The sequence below is a fragment of the Phenylobacterium aquaticum genome, from assembly GCF_947378715.1.
Taxonomy (GTDB): Bacteria; Pseudomonadota; Alphaproteobacteria; order Caulobacterales; family Caulobacteraceae; genus Phenylobacterium; species Phenylobacterium aquaticum_A.
The window spans coordinates 1-16,528 of the sequence record NZ_CANCLE010000085.1; the positions used below are offsets into that span (position 1 = coordinate 1).

General features: G+C 68.4%; 17 protein-coding genes. 12 read left to right on the forward strand and 5 right to left on the reverse strand.

The window, feature by feature from the left end:
* Window positions 1–458 (reverse strand): glutathione S-transferase family protein (locus Q7P21_RS12265; RefSeq protein ID WP_304170196.1); only part of this gene is annotated, 458 nt, incomplete at its 3' end.
* Window positions 459–541: 83 nt separating this feature from the next.
* Here Q7P21_RS12265 and Q7P21_RS12270 point away from each other — a divergent pair.
* Window positions 542–2,194, forward strand: a complete 1,653-nt coding sequence (locus tag Q7P21_RS12270) for an acyl-CoA dehydrogenase family protein (protein WP_304177282.1) — start codon at window positions 542–544, stop codon at window positions 2,192–2,194.
* 10 nt (window positions 2,195–2,204) lie between these two features.
* Here the strand turns inward: Q7P21_RS12270 and Q7P21_RS12275 are convergent, their stop codons facing one another.
* Both Q7P21_RS12275 and Q7P21_RS12280 read right to left on the reverse strand, forming a co-directional pair.
* Window positions 2,205–2,810, reverse strand: coding sequence for a TetR/AcrR family transcriptional regulator (locus Q7P21_RS12275; protein ID WP_304170198.1), 606 nt, complete (start codon window positions 2,808–2,810; stop codon window positions 2,205–2,207).
* Between the two features lie 98 nt (window positions 2,811–2,908).
* Window positions 2,909–3,562: a TetR/AcrR family transcriptional regulator gene (locus Q7P21_RS12280; protein ID WP_304170199.1), complete on the reverse strand. Its 654-nt coding sequence runs from the start codon at window positions 3,560–3,562 to the stop codon at window positions 2,909–2,911.
* A 475-nt stretch (window positions 3,563–4,037) separates the two neighbouring features.
* Here Q7P21_RS12280 and Q7P21_RS12285 point away from each other — a divergent pair, with 475 nt between their 5' ends.
* Together Q7P21_RS12285 and Q7P21_RS12290 are read left to right on the forward strand one after the other, a co-directional pair.
* Entirely contained in the window at window positions 4,038–4,238 is a 201-nt protein-coding gene (locus tag Q7P21_RS12285) for a twin transmembrane helix small protein (RefSeq protein ID WP_304170200.1), read from the forward strand.
* A gap of 4 nt (window positions 4,239–4,242) precedes the next feature.
* Entirely contained in the window at window positions 4,243–4,815 is a 573-nt protein-coding gene (locus Q7P21_RS12290; protein ID WP_304170201.1) for a cob(I)yrinic acid a,c-diamide adenosyltransferase, read from the forward strand.
* Between the two features lie 3 nt (window positions 4,816–4,818).
* Here the strand turns inward: Q7P21_RS12290 and Q7P21_RS12295 are convergent, their stop codons facing one another.
* Entirely contained in the window at window positions 4,819–5,085 is a 267-nt protein-coding gene (locus tag Q7P21_RS12295; RefSeq protein WP_304170202.1) for a hypothetical protein, read from the reverse strand.
* A 157-nt stretch (window positions 5,086–5,242) separates the two neighbouring features.
* On the opposite strand from Q7P21_RS12295, the gene Q7P21_RS12300 reads away from it, so the two are divergent.
* From Q7P21_RS12300 to Q7P21_RS12320, 5 genes are all read left to right on the forward strand, one after another.
* On the forward strand, window positions 5,243–5,989 hold the full coding sequence (locus tag Q7P21_RS12300) for an electron transfer flavoprotein subunit beta/FixA family protein (RefSeq protein WP_304170203.1): 747 nt from the start codon (window positions 5,243–5,245) through the stop codon (window positions 5,987–5,989).
* A complete protein-coding gene (locus Q7P21_RS12305) occupies window positions 5,989–6,933 on the forward strand; it encodes an electron transfer flavoprotein subunit alpha/FixB family protein (RefSeq protein WP_304170204.1) in 945 nt (314 codons plus the stop codon). Before Q7P21_RS12300 ends, Q7P21_RS12305 begins: the two co-directional genes overlap by 1 nt.
* A 252-nt stretch (window positions 6,934–7,185) precedes the next feature.
* Entirely contained in the window at window positions 7,186–8,064 is an 879-nt protein-coding gene (locus Q7P21_RS12310; protein WP_304170205.1) for a 3-hydroxybutyryl-CoA dehydrogenase, read from the forward strand.
* Between the two features lie 131 nt (window positions 8,065–8,195).
* The gene (locus Q7P21_RS12315; protein ID WP_304177284.1) at window positions 8,196–9,473 is read left to right on the forward strand and encodes an EAL domain-containing protein; all 1,278 of its coding nucleotides are present in this window, start codon (window positions 8,196–8,198) and stop codon (window positions 9,471–9,473) included.
* A gap of 42 nt (window positions 9,474–9,515) precedes the next feature.
* Complete coding sequence (locus Q7P21_RS12320) at window positions 9,516–10,379, forward strand: TIGR01459 family HAD-type hydrolase (RefSeq protein ID WP_304170207.1); 864 nt, start codon at window positions 9,516–9,518, stop codon at window positions 10,377–10,379.
* A 7-nt stretch (window positions 10,380–10,386) separates the two neighbouring features.
* On the opposite strand, the gene Q7P21_RS12325 is transcribed toward Q7P21_RS12320, so the two are convergent.
* Complete coding sequence (locus tag Q7P21_RS12325) at window positions 10,387–10,887, reverse strand: copper resistance protein NlpE (protein ID WP_304170208.1); 501 nt, start codon at window positions 10,885–10,887, stop codon at window positions 10,387–10,389.
* 118 nt (window positions 10,888–11,005) lie between these two features.
* On the opposite strand from Q7P21_RS12325, the gene Q7P21_RS12330 reads away from it, so the two are divergent.
* The 4 genes from Q7P21_RS12330 to ileS all read left to right on the forward strand — a co-directional run.
* Entirely contained in the window at window positions 11,006–11,437 is a 432-nt protein-coding gene (locus Q7P21_RS12330; protein ID WP_304177285.1) for a MaoC family dehydratase, read from the forward strand.
* A gap of 4 nt (window positions 11,438–11,441) precedes the next feature.
* On the forward strand, window positions 11,442–12,377 hold the full coding sequence (locus tag Q7P21_RS12335; protein WP_304177287.1) for a bifunctional riboflavin kinase/FAD synthetase: 936 nt from the start codon (window positions 11,442–11,444) through the stop codon (window positions 12,375–12,377).
* A 35-nt stretch (window positions 12,378–12,412) separates the two neighbouring features.
* On the forward strand, window positions 12,413–13,507 hold the full coding sequence (locus Q7P21_RS12340) for a S1C family serine protease (RefSeq protein ID WP_304172333.1): 1,095 nt from the start codon (window positions 12,413–12,415) through the stop codon (window positions 13,505–13,507).
* 199 nt (window positions 13,508–13,706) lie between these two features.
* The coding region (ileS, locus tag Q7P21_RS12345) for an isoleucine--tRNA ligase (RefSeq protein ID WP_304177289.1) at window positions 13,707–16,528 on the forward strand (2,822 nt) is incomplete at its 3' end.

Consider the following 16,528-nt stretch of genomic DNA (forward strand, 5'->3'; position numbering starts at 1 on the left):
GCGCCCATGATGTAGTCGTGGCCGGCGAGCGAGGCCTCGACATAGCCCATGTGGTTGGCGATCTCGCTTTCCAGGCGCGGATGCAGGGCGGCGCCGGCCTCGCCCAGGCGGCCGACATACATGAACAGCATCAGGGGCAGCATGGCCGAGCCCTCGGCATAGTGCAGCCACTGCTGATAGGTGTCGTAGGCCGGGGTCTGGGGATCGGGCTGCAGCCGGCCGCCGGCATGGCGGCGGATGATGTAGTCGATGATCGCGCCTGATTCGATCACCGTCGACTGGCCGTCGGTGACCACCGGCGACTTGCCGAGCGGGTGGATCGCCTTCAGCTCCGGCGGCGCCAGGCGGGTCACCGCGTCGCGCTGATAGCACTTCAGCTCATAGGGCAGGCCGAGCTCCTCCAGCAGCCACAGGATGCGTTGCGAGCGCGAGTCGTTGAGGTGGTGGACGGTGATCATGGCGGGCTTCCCCTTGGGTTGGCGTGTTCTGGCGTGGCTTGGTGTTGGCTGACGCACGGCAAGTATCTCTATAGTCGCGCCCCATGAGCGCCGACCTGATCCTCCCGAACCTCCCTCGCCTTCTACACGCCGCGGCCGCCCAAGCCGACGCCCTTTCCGCCCGGGCGCGTGACGCGGTCTCGCTGCGGGTGACGCAGGGTGGGCGGCTCGACCGGCGAACGCTGGACGCCGAGCAGCATGTGGCCCACGGCCTGGCCTGGGTGGCCGCCTATGCCGAGACCCTGACCCAGACCGCAGCCTGGGCCCAGGCCCTGGCCGACCAGGGTCGGCTGGGCGAGGCCGAGGCCCTGCCCGCCCAGTTGCTGGCCTTTGAATATCTGAGCCAGCTGGCCGGCGGCGTGCCGATGAACCAGGGCGAGACCTTCCGGGCCAGCGACCTGGGCCTCGACGCCGCCCGGATTCTGGAGGTGATCGAGGACCTGCGCCCGGGCGCGACCCAGGCGGTGAAGACCCGCATCGTTGAACTGCTGGCCGAGGCCCGGGGCCGGCCTTCGCTGGAGGCCAGCGGCCTGGACGAGACCCTGGACCAGGTGCGCGACCAGTTCGCCGCCTTCACCGCCCAGAAAATCACCCCCTTCGCCCATGGCTGGCATCTGCGCGACGAGCTGATTCCCCTGGAGCTGCTGGAGGAGCTGGCGGCGCTGGGCGTGTTCGGTCTGACCGTTCCAGAGGACTTCGGCGGCGCCGGCATGGGCAAGATCGCCATGTGCGTGGTGTCGGAGGCCCTGTCGCGGGGCTGGATCGGCACGGGCTCGCTGGGGACCCGTTCGGAGATCGCCGCCGAGCTGATCCTGGCCCATGGCACGGACGACCAGAAGGCCCGCTTCCTGCCGGCCATCGCCAGCGGCGCGATCATTCCCACGGCCGTGTTCACCGAGCCGGAGTCAGGCTCCGATCTGGGGTCGCTGCGCACCCGGGCCGTGCTGGACGACGGGGCCTGGAAGGTGACCGGGGCCAAGACCTGGATCACCCATGCCGCTCGCGCCGACCTGATGACCCTGCTGGTCCGCACCGACCCGGCCTCGAAGGATCACCGAGGCCTCTCCATGCTGCTGGCCTCCAAGCCCCGGGGTACGGCGGCCGACCCATTTCCGGCGGAGGGCATGAGCGGCGGCGAGATCGCGGTGATCGGTTATCGCGGCATGAAGGAATATGAGCTGGCCTTCGACGGCTTCTCGGTGCCGCTGGCCGATCTGCTCGGCGGCCAGGTTGGCCAGGGCTTCAGCCAGCTGATGGCCACCTTTGAGAGCGCCCGTATCCAGACTGCGGCCCGGGCCATCGGGGTCGGCCAGGCCGCGCTCGACATCGCGCTCGACTACGCGCTGGAGCGCCGTCAGTTCGGCCAGCCCATCGCTGAATTCCCGCGCGTGGCCAACAAGCTGGCGATGATGGCCGCCGAACTGCTGGGCGCCCGGCAGCTGGCCTGGTTCGCGGCCCGGGCCAAGGACGAAGGGCGGCGCTGCGACCTGGAGGCCGGCATGGCCAAGCTGGTCGGGGCCCGCGTCGCCTGGGCGGCGGCGGACAATGCGGTGCAGATCCACGGGGGAACCGGCTTTGCGGTCGAACAGCCGGTCAGCCGCCTGCTGGCCGACGCCCGCATCCTGAACATCTTCGAAGGCGCCGGGGAGATCCAGGCCCAGGTGATCGCGCGCCGCCTGCTGGAGGGCGCGAACTAGGCCGGAATGATTAGACCCTGGGCTGGAAGCCCTGGGCCAGCAGCCCGACCTGGCGGTCGAACACCGCGCTCATCTCGGCGGCGTCGGCGCCTTCCCAGGCCGCCAGGCGATAGGTCCAGGCATAGATGGCCATCAGGGCGTCGACCACGACATCGAGATCCTGGTCGGCGGAGACCTCGCCGCGCGCCACGCCCTCGGCCAGGCAGTCGCGGACCACCTGGCGCAGGCGCTGATTGCGGCCATAGGGTCGGGTCGAGGGACTGAGCGTCCAGTCATAGGCCGCCGCGATATGGGCCAGGAACAGCTTGGTGCGGCGGGTCTCGAAGGCGAAATGGATCGCGAACAGCGAACGCAGCCGGTCGGCGACGCCGCCCCGCAGGTGCGGGATCACCCGGTCGAGCTCGCCATAGAGCTCTTCCAGACGGTCGGCCATCACCTGGCTGAGGATATCGCCCTTGGAGGCGAAGGTGGTGAACACGCTGCCCACCGCCACCTCGGCCTTGCGAGCGATCTCACGCACCGTGGTCTCTTCATAGCCCTGGGCCTCGAAGAGATCGCGGGCCGCGTCCAGCACGCGCTGGCGCGTGGCTTCTTTCTGGGACTTCCGAACGCTCACAAGCTTTCCCCCAGGGGGCGGTTCGAACAGTCCGCCGCTCCTGAAGGTTATGACGTCGCCGAGCTTGGGCGCCCCCAATACCGAGGTCTCGAATTCCATCAACCGCGGCGCGCGCCGGCCAGGATCACGCGAATCTGGTCGCGGGCCTTGGCCTGCAGAGCCTCCAGGCTCCAGCCGAGGAAGATCGCCTCGGGATAGTTGGCCAGGTAGCAGTCAAACAGCATGTCGCCGCGCAGCTTGACCTCGGCTTCCTGGGACAGCTCGCCGCGCTCGACAGCCAGTTGCACCTGTTCGGTGATCAGGTCGCGCAGGGCCTGGGCGGTGTCGCTGAAACGCAGCTCCACGCCCTCTTCCGGCAGCCAGGAGACACTGAAGGCGGCCCGGGCCAGGGGGAGCTGGCTCTTGTAGAAGGCGTAGCCGACGCTGAAGGCGCGCAGCAGGGCGTCCTCGACGCCGCGCCCACGGCTGGCGGCCTCACGCATGGTCTCGGCCAGGGTGGCCATGTCCGAGAACATGATCTCGCGGAACAGATCCGACTTGTCGGTGAAATTGGCGAACACCGCGCCGGTGGACATGCCCGCCTCGGTGGCGATGTCGCGGATGGTGGCGCCCTCATAGCCGCATTCGGAGAACAGGCGGCGCGCGGCGGCAAGGACCTTGGCCCGCGTCTGCTGCTTGGCGAGCGCGCGCCGGGTGGGGATCTTCACCCCGGATTCAGGATCGCCGGAGAGAGCGCCGGAAACATGTTTCATCAAGAGTCGAGCCTCGCGAAAATCGCGCTCGCTCGGTGTCCGAACTCCACGCAACGGGTTCCAAATGTCTCAAAGCGCCGCGCCGCATCGGTCACTGCCGCGCTGGAGGGGCCAAAATTCTCTATCAAATCAATTTTGCCCGGCATGCGCCGGCCGGTGGTGTCAAAGCCCATCACTCGGTTGTCCCAATCTAGCGTCGGTCACCTAGGCGTGTCCATTTCAGCCAGTTGATGATCGCGATCAGCGAACGCGTTCTACGAAGCTCTATTGCGGGTTCTTTTGCAGCAGAGCAAGGCCGCAAGCTGCGTGGCGAGACGCCGCATCCCTTGGTATAGCCCGGCGCTCAGCGCGAATCTGGCCTGCGACGCGGTGCGCCTAACCGCGGAACATTGCTCACTGAGCATGCTCGCAGAACGTCGGCCACGCCCCGGGCCCAGCTATGGCGCGCGGCGCCGCCAAAGCCTAGATAGAGGGCATGGATCGCCTGTTTAACATTCTGATTCCCCTGGCCCTGGCCGGGGTCGTCATCGCCCTGGGCTTCGGCCTCTTCGCCCTGTTCCGGGGCGGGGAGTTCGGCCGCTCCTACTCCAACAAGCTGATGCGCCTAAGGGTGCTGATGCAGGCCATCGCTGTGGCCCTGCTGGTCGCCGCCGCCTGGTGGCGGCACAAGGGCTGAGCCGATGGTCACGCTCAACCGCATCTATACGCGGACCGGCGACGCGGGGGAGACGCGGCTGGCGACCGGTGCGCCGGTGGCGAAGTCCGACCTGAGGGTCACCGCCTATGGCGAGGTCGACGAGACCAACGCCTGCGTCGGCCTGGCGCGGCTGCACACTGCAGGCGACGCGCTGGATCCGCTGCTGGCCCGGATTCAGAACGAGCTGTTCGATCTGGGCGCCGACCTGGCGACCCCGGCCAGGCCGGATGAGGTCGAGGGCCAGGCCCTGCGCATGCTCGACAGCCAGGTGGAGCGGCTGGAGCGGGAGATCGACGCCCTGAACGAGACCTTGCCGCCCCTGACCTCCTTCATCCTGCCGGGCGGAACCCCAGCTGCGGCGGCCCTGCATCTGGCGCGCACGGTGGCGCGGCGGGCGGAACGGGCGGCGGTGGGCCTGATCCTGTCGGGCGAGAGCGTCAGCCCGCCGGCCCTGCGCTATCTGAACCGGCTGTCGGACCTGTTGTTCGTCGCAGCCCGCGCCGCCAATGACGGCGGCCGCGCCGAGGTGTTCTGGAAATCCGGCGCGACCCGGTAGGTCTTAGGGCTTGGGCGTCGGAGCGGCGGGCGCATGGACCTCCGCCTTGGCCGCGGCCCGGGTCTTGTCGTCGGTGATGACCCGGCCGGTGAGGTCCGAGATGGCGATCGGCCGGGCGCAGACCCGGTCATGCCAGTCCCACCACATCCCCTGGGCCTCGCATTTCTTGCCGGGAATGATCCAGACGACCTGGGTCACCGCGATCACCGTGACGATGCCGGCGAAAACGATCAGGAAGTAGCGGGCCAGGCGGGTGATCGTCGGGTTCATGGTCTCGTTTCTGCTGTGGCGGACAGGTCCCTATGGACCGCTTCCGTCGAAAATGCGGCCTAGCCTAGTCGCCCACGCGCTTGCAATGCGCGTCGGAACCGTTATTCCGCAGCCGTTCAGTTTTTTCCGCAATATAATTTGAGGCGCTAGCGAAGCCATGAAGGTGCTCGTCCCCGTCAAGCGGGTGATCGACTACAACGTCAAGGCCCGGGTCAAGCCGGACCAATCCGGCGTGGACCTCGCCAATGTGAAGATGTCCATGAATCCCTTCTGCGAGATCGCGGTCGAAGAGGCCGTTCGCCAGAAGGAAAAGGGTGTGGCCACGGAAGTGGTCGCCGTCTCCATTGGTCCGATCCAGGCGCAGGAAACCCTGCGCACCGCCCTGGCCATGGGCGCTGATCGCGCCATCCTGATCCAGACGGACCAGGATCCTGAGCCCTTGGCCGTGGCCAAGCTGCTCCAGGCGATCATCGCCGAGGAAAGCCCCGATGTCGTGATCATGGGCAAGCAGGCGATCGACGGCGACAATAACGCCACCGGTCAGATGCTGGCTGCTCTGCTCGACTGGCCGCAGGCGACCTTCGCCAACGCGATCGAGTTGAGCGCTGGTTCCGCCAAGGTGGCCCGTGAAGTCGACGGCGGCATCCAGACGCTCGACGTGGCCCTGCCGGCGATCATCACCGCCGACCTGCGCCTGAACGAGCCGCGCTACGCCTCGCTGCCGAACATCATGAAGGCCAAGAAGAAGCCGTTGGACATCAAGGAAGCCGCCACGCTCGGCGTCGACCTGACCCCGCGCCTCAAGGTCGTCAAGGTCACCGAGCCCGCGAAGCGCGGCGGCGGCATCAAGGTTGAGAGCGCCGCCGACCTGGTCACCAACCTCAAGACCGCCGGGGTGCTCTAATGGCTGTTCTCGTCATCGCCGACCACGACAACGCGTCGTTGAAGGACAACACCAACAAGACCGTCACCGCAGCGCTGGCCCTGTCGGGCGACGTCGATGTGCTGGTCGCCGGTCAAGGCGCCAAGGGCGTCGCTGACGCCGCCGCCAAGATCGCCGGCGTCCGCAAGGTGCTGCTGGCCGAGAGCGACGCATTGGGCCAAGGCCTGGCCGAGGCGGTCACCGCCGTGGTCCTGCCGCTGATGGCCGGCTACGACGCCGTCCTGACCCCGGCCACCTCGCAAGGCAAGAACTTCAGCCCGCGCATCGCCGCGAAGCTGGACGTCTCGCAGATCTCGGAAATCGTCGAGGTCGTGGACGCCAACACCTTCGTGCGTCCGATCTACGCCGGCAACGCGCTGGAAACCGTCCAGTCGTCCGATCCCAAGAAGGTCATCACCGTCCGCGCCACCGCCTTCAAGGCGGCCGGTGAAGGCGGTTCGGCCGCGGTCGAATCGATCGGCGCCGGCGACGGCGCGCCGAAGACCAAGTTCGTCGATCAGCAGCTGGTGAAGTCGGCCCGTCCGGAACTCACCGCCGCCAAGATCGTCGTCTCCGGTGGTCGCGCCATGGGTTCGGCCGAGGAATTCCAGCGGGTCATCGAGCCCCTGGCCGACAAGCTGGGCGCCGCCGTGGGCGCCAGCCGCGCCGCCGTCGACGCCGGCTACGCCCCGAACGACTATCAGGTCGGTCAGACCGGCAAGGTCGTGGCGCCTGAGCTGTACGTGGCGATCGGCATTTCCGGCGCCATCCAGCACCTGGCCGGCATGAAGGACTCCAAGGTCATCGTGGCGATCAACAAGGACGGCGACGCGCCGATCTTCCAGGTCGCCGACTATGGCCTGGTCGCCGACTACAAGTCGGCTGTGCCGGAACTGATGGACGCCCTGACGGCCGCCGGCAAATAGGCCGGCGCGCCCAGTTTGGGTGAGCCTTTGAGAGGGGCGGCTTCCGCGCGGAGGCCGCCCCTTTTGCTTGCCCCATTGGCCCGCACCGACACATCCCCAGATTGAAACCGCGACCCCGGCGCCACACTATCGGGCGCGCCGTTCGCTGCGTCGCAGCAAAACCCTTGGCGGCGCCGCACACGGCCATGTTAGATAGTCGCCCCAGGCGGCGGGCGGTCATGGAAATCGCCCCGCAATATTGAGGCTTTGTCGATGGTGGAAATCAGGTCGGTCGGCGTCATCGGCGCGGGCCAGATGGGTGCGGGCATCGCTCATGTCTGCGCGCTGGGCGGCTATGACGTCCTGCTGCACGACGTCAGCCCGGACCGGATCGCCCTGGGCTTCGGCCAGATTCAGCACAATCTGACCCGTCAGGTGGTGCGCGGCATCATCGACCAGTCGACCATGGACCAGGCGATGAACCGCCTGAAGGCCGCGCCGGAACTGGCCATGATCGGGGCGACCGACATCGCCATCGAGGCCGCGACCGAGAACGAAGAGGTCAAGAAGTCGATCTTCAAGGCCCTGACCCCCTATCTGGGTCCGAACACCCTGTTGGCCTCCAACACCTCGTCGATCTCGATCACCCGCCTGGCCTCGGCCTCCGACCGGCCGGAGCGATTCATCGGCCTGCACTTCATGAATCCCGTCCCGCTGATGAAGCTGGTCGAGATCATCCGCGGCATCGCCACCGACGCGCCCACCTATGAGGTCGCTGTCGCCTTCGCCAAGTCGCTGGGCAAGACCACCGCCAACGCCGAGGACTTCCCGGCCTTCATCGTCAACCGCGTGCTGGTGCCGATGATCAATGAGGCGATCTACACCCTGTACGAAGGTGTCGGCACGGTCGACGCCATCGACACCGCCCTGAAGCTGGGCGCCAACCACCCGATGGGCCCCCTGGAACTGGGCGACTTCATCGGCCTCGACACGGTGCTGTCGATCATGAACGTGCTGCACGAGGGCCTGGCCGACTCCAAGTACAGGCCCTGCCCGCTGCTGGTGAAATATGTCGAGGCCGGTTGGCTGGGCCGCAAGTCGGGCCGCGGCTTCTACGACTATCGCGGCGAGACCCCCGTTCCGACGCGCTGATGCCCCCGATCGGCGGGGTCGCGCGGATATAAAACGCCCGCAAGCCAGGCTGCGGCCCTCTGCGACCGTTAATCATTCGACTTGGCGGTCGCGGTCATCGGATACTGCGTTCGATTCGAACCGGCGGAACGATGCGACGCCTCACCTTGCCACTGCTGTCGGCCAGCTATCTCAGCCTGGCCTTGATCCTCGCCCTTTCGCTCTGGCGAAACGGGGGCGGCTGGGGTGCGGGCGTGGCGGGGCTGGTGGGCATGCTGGCCCTGTGCTTCACCTTCCACGGCCTGATCGGCCGGGCGCTGGAGACCGAAGGCCTGCGCAAGGAGCTGGAGCAGATCCGGCTGGCCCACCGGATCATGATCACCCAGATGGAGAAGCTCGACGCCCGGGTCTCCGAGGTGGTCTCCACCGTCGCTGACGACGCCGTGCGTCGCAACGAGGAGCTGTCCGGCGAGGTCCACATGCTGGAGGACCTGGTCCAGCGGATGGGCCAACGCCTTGAAGAGCGGATGAGCGCCCCGGCCGTCCACGCCGCCGGCCGGGCCCCGCACCAGACCCGCCAATCGGCCGCCCTGCTGGAGACCGTCCGCGCGGCGCTGGCCGACAACCGTGTCGATCTCTATCTGCAGCCGATCGTCGGCCTGCCCCAGCGCCGCACCGTCTTCTATGAAAGCTTCTCGCGCCTGCGCGATGAGACCGGCCGGATCATGATGCCGGCGGAATATCTGTCGGTCGCCGAGCCCGAGGGCCTGGTCACCTCGATCGACAACCTCTTGCTGTTCCGCTGCGTGCAGATCGTGCGCCGCTTGGCCAAGACCGATCGCAAGGTCGGGATCTTCTGCAACATCTCCACGGCCAGCCTGGCCGACGAGACCTTCTTCCCGCAGTTCCTCGACCTGCTGGCCGCCAACCGCGACTTGGCCGGGGCCCTGATCTTCGAGCTGGGCCAGGCGGCCTTCGACGCCCGTGGCGCGATCGAGGCCCGCAACATGGGCAAACTGGCCGACCTCGGCTTCCGCTTCAGCCTCGACAAGGTCGTCGACCTGGACATCGACTTCCAGGATCTGGCCCGCTCGGACGTAAAGTTCCTGAAGGTCGGCGCCCAGTTCCTGCTGGAGCAGCTGACCGACACCGACGAAGGTCTGGTGCTGAAGTCGATCCCCGACCTCGCCGCCCAGGACTTCTCGTCCCTGACCCGCCGCTATGGCGTGGAGATCATCGTCGAGAAGGTCGAGGAGGAGCGCCAGATCGTCGACATCCTCGAGCTCGACATCGCCTATGGCCAGGGCCACCTGTTCGGCGAGCCGCGCGCCATCCGCGACCAGGTGCTGGCCGAGACCGATCCCCCGGCCGACTTCATGCGGACCAATATGCGCGGCGCCACTCGCCGACGCGCCGGGGCTCGCGGCTAGGTCGCCGTTGACCCGACCTCGCCGGACCGCTACCGCCCCCGGATGACCACGCCCCAAGTTATCTCCGGCCTGTCCGACCTCCTCGACCGCTATGACGTGATCCTCTCCGACGTCTGGGGGGTGATCCATAATGGTCGGGAGAGCTTCCCGCAGGCCTGCGGCGCCCTGGCCCGTTGGCGGGCGGAGAAGGGGCCGGTGGTGCTGATCTCCAATTCACCGCGCCCGTCCGCCGCCGTCCACGCCCAGCTGGATGATCTGAAGGTGCCGCGCGAGGCCTGGTCGGCCTTTGTCAGCTCCGGCGACGCCACCCGGGTGCTGCTGGGCGGCCGTGCGCCCGGCCCGGCCTGGGCCATCGGGCCCGACCGCGATGAACCGCTCTATGCCGGGCTGGAGCTCAGCTTCGCCGGGCCCGAGGACGCCGCCTTCGTCTCGGTCACCGGGCCCTATGACGACGAGGTCGAAACGCCGGAGGACTACCGCGCCCGCTTCGAGGCCGTGGCGGCGCGCGGCCTGACCATGATCTGCGCCAATCCGGACCTGGTGGTGCAACGCGGCGACCGGCTGATCTATTGCGGCGGGGCGCTGGCCCAGCTCTACGCCCAGCTGGGCGGCGAGGTGATCATGGCCGGCAAGCCCTACGCCGCCATCTATGGCCTGTGCCTGGGCGAGGCTGAGGCCCTGTTGGGGCGCCCGGTCGATCGGAGGCGCGTGCTGTGCATCGGCGACGGGCTGCCCACCGACGTGAAGGGCGCCAATGATCAGGACCTCGACGTCCTGTTCGTGGCCAGCGGCATCCATGGCGCAGAGACCATCGGGCCTGATGGGCTGAAGGCCGACGCCGTGGCGGACCTGCTCGGCAAGGCCGGGCTCACCGCCACCTACGCCATCGCCGACCTGGTCTGGTAGGACGCGCTCAGCGCGCCCGGGTCAGGGTGTCGGGCAGGCCCTTGGGCAGGGGCTTCATGTCGCCGTCCAGGGTGCGGATCGCCTGGTCGTCGCCGACCCTCAGGAAGTGGCGCGCACGCTTCGGGTCGTCCGGATTGAGCTCATAGACGGTGGCGTCGTCATCCACGGCGTCGCCGCGCAAGGTCGTCCAGTCGCCCTTGGTGACGATCGGCGGCCCGCGATCCAGATAGGTCTCGACCAGCCGGTAGGTCCCCTCGGCCCAGCCGGCGGCCTTTCGGGTCAGGGTCAGCTCGGTCCTGACGCCGGGGCAGTCCGCACAAGGCAGGGTCCCGGCGAACGCGAGGCTCATCGGCTCGACCTGAGCGGTCAGGGCGACATCGTCGGGCTGCGGAATGGGCGACTTCGGCGGGGCGAACTTCGGCGGCGGCGGCGCGGTCGGGGGTTCGGCGCCCCTGGAGCATCCGGCCAACACCAGCAATCCCAACAGCAACATCGGCGCGCGCATCATATTCCCTCGCCATCAGCCCCTTGCCAGCCTGGGCTCGAACGCCGATCTCGTCCAGGAGGCTTCGCTTAGGCCGCCAAGGCGGCTAAGGAAACTCAGGCCTAAGGGAGTTGCAGCGCCGGTGCAGGGTTTGTTCTTCGAGGATTTGCAGGTCGGTCAAAGCGCCGAGATGACCAGGATCGTCACCGCCGCGGACATCGAGGCCTTCGCGGCCGTCTCCGGCGACAACAATCCGGTCCATCTGGACGAGGCCTATGCCCAGACCACCACCTTCCAGGGGCGGATCGCCCACGGCATGCTGTCGGCCGCCTATATCTCGGCGGTGATCGGCACGAAGCTGCCTGGCCCTGGCGCGATCTATCTGTCCCAGAGTCTGAAGTTCCGTCGCCCGGTGCGGATCGGCGCGGCCGTGGTCACCAAGGTCACGGTCGAGGCCCTGGACGAGCGGCGCGGTCACGCCACCTTCGCCACCCTGTGCCAGGTGGACGGCAAGACCGTGGTCGAGGGCGAGGCCCTGATCATGGTTCCCCGCAAAGCCGGCGGGAGCGTCTGACCCCATGCGTATCGTCGAGGGGTGGAAAGGCCTGGCCGAGGCCGACAAGGGCGCGTCCGTGGCGCTGGGCAATTTCGACGGCGTGCATCGTGGCCACCAGCGGGTGATCGCTGCGGCCGCGCGTGCCGCCCAGGCCACCAAGGCGCCCCTGGGCGTGATCAGCTTCGAGCCGCATCCGCGCCGCATCTTCCAGCCCGACGCCCCGGCCTTCCGGCTGATGAACGCCGACCAGCAGACCCGCGCCCTCGCCGACCTGGGCGTCGATCTGTTCTATGTGCTGCCCTTCGACGCCGAGATGGCCAATCTCACCGACCGCGAGTTCGCCGAGCTGGTGCTGCATCAGGGTCTGGGCGTGCGCCACGTGGCGGTGGGCTTCGACATCTCCTTCGGCAAGGGCCGCACGGGCAGTCCCGTGACCATGACCACCTATGGCGCCGAGTTCGGCTTCTCGGTCTCGGTGGCAGAGGCGGCGGGAGAGGGCGGCGCCAAGTTTTCGTCCACCGCCGTGCGCGAGGCCCTGCGCAATGGTCGCCCCGAGACCGCCGCCGCCGTGCTGGGCCGCCCCTTCGCCATCCAGGGCATGGTCGAGCATGGCCGCCAGCTGGGCCGCCAGCTGGGCTTTCCCACGGCCAATGTCGATCTGGCCGACTATGTGGTGCCCCGGTTCGGGGTCTACGCGACCCGCACCCGCCTGCCCGATGGCCGCGAGATCGCCGGGGTGGCCAATCTGGGGGTCAATCCGACCGTCACCGGAACGATCGCGCCGCGCCTGGAAGTGTGGCTGTTTGACTTCGATGAGGACATTTACGACCAGGTCATCGAGACCGACCTGATCGCTTTCCTGCGCGACGAGGAAAAGTTTGTTAACCTTGAGGTCATGACCGAGCAGGTGATGGCCGACGCCCGACGGGCGCGGGCGTTGCTGCTGCCGGACTTCTGACGCGTGTTCTGACAGCGGAAGGCGGGGGGCCCTCCATGCCGATGGCGATCAAGGGACTGAAATATGCGGCCTTCGCCCAGGCCAAGCGCCGCCGCACGCGACGCCCGCCCTCCTTCGCCTTCCCACCCGGCGGCCGGGCCACCTTCGCCTTTTCCGAGACCCAGATCGTCACCCCCGCCGCGCCGCTGTCGCCGCCCTCGGACGGCAGCCTGCTCGACGCCTATTCCCGCGCGGTGGTCGATGCGGTCGACCGGGTCGGACCGGCCGTGGTGCGGGTGCATCCCTGGACCAGCGGCGGGGCGGACGGGGTCGGCTCGGGCATCGTCATCGCCCCGGACGGCCTGATCCTGACCAACAGCCATGTGGTGCGCGGCGCGGCCCAGGCCGAGGTGGTCGCCCTGGATGGTCGGGTGATGACCGCCCGGGTGGTCGGCGACGACCCGGACACCGACCTCGCCCTGCTGCGTATCGACCAGCCGGTGAACCTGCCCTTCGCCAAGCTCGGGGATTCCAAGGCCCTGCGCCGCGGCCAGCTGGTGATCGCCATCGGCGCGCCCCTGGGGTTCGAGGCCACGGTCACCGCCGGGATCATCTCGGCCATGGGCAGGTCCCTGCGCGGCGAGCGCGGCCGGTTGATCGAGGACCTGATCCAGACCGACGCAGCGCTCAATCCCGGGTCCTCCGGGGGGCCGCTGGTCAACGCCTCGGGCGAGGTGGTGGGCGTGGCGACCGCCGTGATCGCCGGCGCCCAGGGCCTGTGCTTCGCCGTGGCCTCCAACACCGCCGCCCTGGTGGTCGGCGAACTGGTCAAGCATGGCCGGGTGCGGCGCGGCTCGATCGGGGTCATCGCCCAGCAGGCGCCCATTCCCCGCGACCTGGCGCGGGCCGTGGGCCTGACCCAGCCCTTCGGCATCTGGATCGCCACGCTGGAGGCGGGCGGCCCCGGCGCCAAGGCCGGACTGGTCCCCGGCGACCTGCTGGTCTCGGCCGGCGGCCAGACCCTGATCGGCCTGGACGACCTGATGCGGGTGCTGGACACCCAGTCGATCGGCCACCCGATGAGCTTCGCGATCATCCGCCAGGGCCGGCGCATGACCATAGACGTCACCCCGCGCGAACGGCGGCGCTAGGCAGGTTGCGCCATAAGGGTTGGGTTCGGGCCTCGCCTCTGCTACAGCCCCGGGCCATGACTTCGGTTCGGATGAGCTCGCGAATTACCCGCCCGGCGTGACGCCGCCGGACGATCTCCAGCGCGCGCCGGGCACAATCCCCGACCTCTCCTCCTAGCCTCCTTGGCCGCCCCCTGGGCGAGCCCGTTTGGAAAGCCCCATGGCCGACGACGCCGAAAAGCCCTCGCGCGACTATCGCGAAACCGTCTTCCTCCCCGACACCCCGTTCCCCATGCGCGCGGGCCTGCCCCAGAAGGAGCCGGAGATCCTGGCCCGCTGGGCGCAAATGGATCTCTACAACGCGCTGCGCGCCGACCGGCAGGCGAAGAACGCGCCGCTGTTCGTGCTGCATGACGGCCCGCCCTACGCCAACGGGGCCATCCATATCGGCCACGCCCTGCAGAAGACCCTGAAGGACTTCGTGGTCCGCTCACGCTTCGCCATGGGCTTCGATGTGGATTACGTCCCCGGCTGGGACTGCCACGGCCTGCCGATCGAGTGGAAGATCGAGGAGGAGCTGCGCGGCCAGGGCCGGCGCAAGGACGAGGTCTCCAAGGCCGAATTCCGCGAGAAGTGCCGGGCCTACGCCGCCCAATGGATCGACGTGCAGCGCGAGGGCTTCAAGCGCCTGGGCGTAGTCGGCGACTGGGAGAACCGCTACGCGACGATGGACTATGGCTCGGAAGCCGCCATCGTCGCCGAGTTCCACAAGTTCGTGGTCTCCAACCAGCTCTATCGCGGCTCCAAGCCGGTGATGTGGAGCCCGGTGGAACGCACGGCGCTGGCCGACGCCGAGGTCGAGTATCACGACCACACCAGCCCGACGATCTGGGTGAAGTTCCCGGTCGTCCAGGGCTCCGACGCCACCCGGAACGCCAGCGTGGTGATCTGGACCACCACCCCCTGGACCATCCCCGCTAACCGGGCGATCAGCTATTCCGACCAGATCGCCTATGGGGTCTATGAGGTCGAGGCCATGGAGACTGGGCTCGCCTTCGAGCCCTGGGCCAAGGCTGGCGACCGACTGATCGTCGCCGACAAGCTGGCCGCCGAAGTCGCCAAGACCGCCAAGATCGAGGCCTGGCGTCGCATCGAGACCGTCGACTGCCAGGGCATGGTCTGCGCCCACCCGCTGGCGGGCCTCGACGCGCACTACGGCTTCGCCGTGCCGCTGCTGGAAGGCGACCATGTCACCGACGACGCCGGCACAGGCTTCGTCCACACCGCGCCGGGTCACGGCGCCGACGACTATCTGGTCTGGCTGGCCCACGGTCATCGCGAGATCCCCGAGACCGTCGATCCGGACGGCGCCTATTATCCGCACGTGGCCCTGTTCGCGGGGCTCAAGGTGCTGGAGACCGAGGGCAAGAAGGTCGGCAAGTTCGGCCCCGCCAATGGCGCGGTGATGGACAAGCTGATCGAGGCGGGAAACCTGCTGGCCCGCGGCCGGCTGGAGCACTCCTACCCGCACTCCTGGCGCTCCAAGGCGCCGGTGATCTTCCGCAACACACCCCAGTGGTTCATCCGCATGGACACCGCCATCGAGACGGAGATCCATGGCGGCAAGACCCTGCGTGAGACGGCGCTGGGCGCCATCGCCGCCACGGCCTTCTATCCAGAGGCCGGGCGCAATCGCATCCGCGCCATGGTCGAGAGCCGCCCCGACTGGCTGATCAGCCGCCAGCGCGCCTGGGGCGCGCCCCTGGCCATGTTCGTCGACAAGGAGACCAACCAGCCCCTGGTCGACGCCACGGTCAACGCCCGCATCGTCGCCCTGATCGCCGCCGAGGGCGCTGACGCCTGGTTCACCCGGCCGGTCTCCGACTTCCTGGGCGAGCACGACCCGGAACGCTTCGAGAAGGTCGAGGACATCCTCGACGTCTGGTTCGATTCAGGCTCCACCCACGCCTTCACCCTGGAGGGCCGGGCGAACACACGCTGGCCCGCCGACCTCTATCTGGAAGGCTCCGACCAGCATCGCGGCTGGTTCCAGTCCTCTCTGCTGGAAAGCTCCGGCACCCGGGGCCGGGCGCCCTACAACGCCGTCCTCACCCATGGCTTCACCATGGACGAGAACGGCGAGAAGATGAGCAAGTCCAAGGGCAACACCATCGACCCGCAGACCGTCATCAAGGACTCGGGCGCCGAGATCATCCGCCTGTGGGCGGCCATGGTCGACTATTCGGACGACCAGCGGATCGGCAAGACCATCCTGGCCACCACTTCGGACGCCTATCGCAAGCTGCGCAACACCGTGCGCTACATGCTGGGCGCGCTCGCCGGCTTCGACGAGGCCGAGGCCGTGGCCCATGCCGACCTGCCGCCGCTGGAACGCTTCATCCTGCACCGGCTGCTGGAACTGGATGGCCAGGTGCGCACGGCCTATGAGGGCTATCTGTTCCAGGACGTGGCCCGGCCGATCGTCGAGTTCTGCCAGACCGAGCTGTCCAGCCTGTTCTTCGACATCCGCCGCGACGCTCTCTATTGCGACCAGCCGGGCTCGCTCCGCCGCCGCGCCGCCCGCACGGTGATGCATGAGGTGTTCCTGCGGCTGACCGCCTGGCTGTCGCCGCTGATCCCCTTCACCATGGAAGAAGCCTGGACCACGCGGTTCCCCGAGGGCGGCTCCAACTGCCTGCGCGTATTCCCCGACACCCCGGCCGCCTGGGCCGATCCGGCCGAGGCCGCGCGCTGGGGGAAGATCCAGCAGATCACCTCCGTCGTCACTGGCGCACTTGAGGTCGAGCGACGCGAGAAGCGCATGGGCGCGGCGCTCGAGGCCGCCCCGCGCGTCTGGCTGACCGACGCCAGCCTCACCACTGCCCTGGAGGGCCTGGACGCCGCCGAGGTGTTCCGCACCAGCCAGGCTGTCCTCTCGCAAGGCGAGGGCCCGGCCGAGGCCTTCCGCCTGGCCGAGGTTCCCGGCGTCGCCGTCGAACCGCTGAAGGCCGAGGGCCGCAAGTGCGCCCGGTCCTGGCGCAT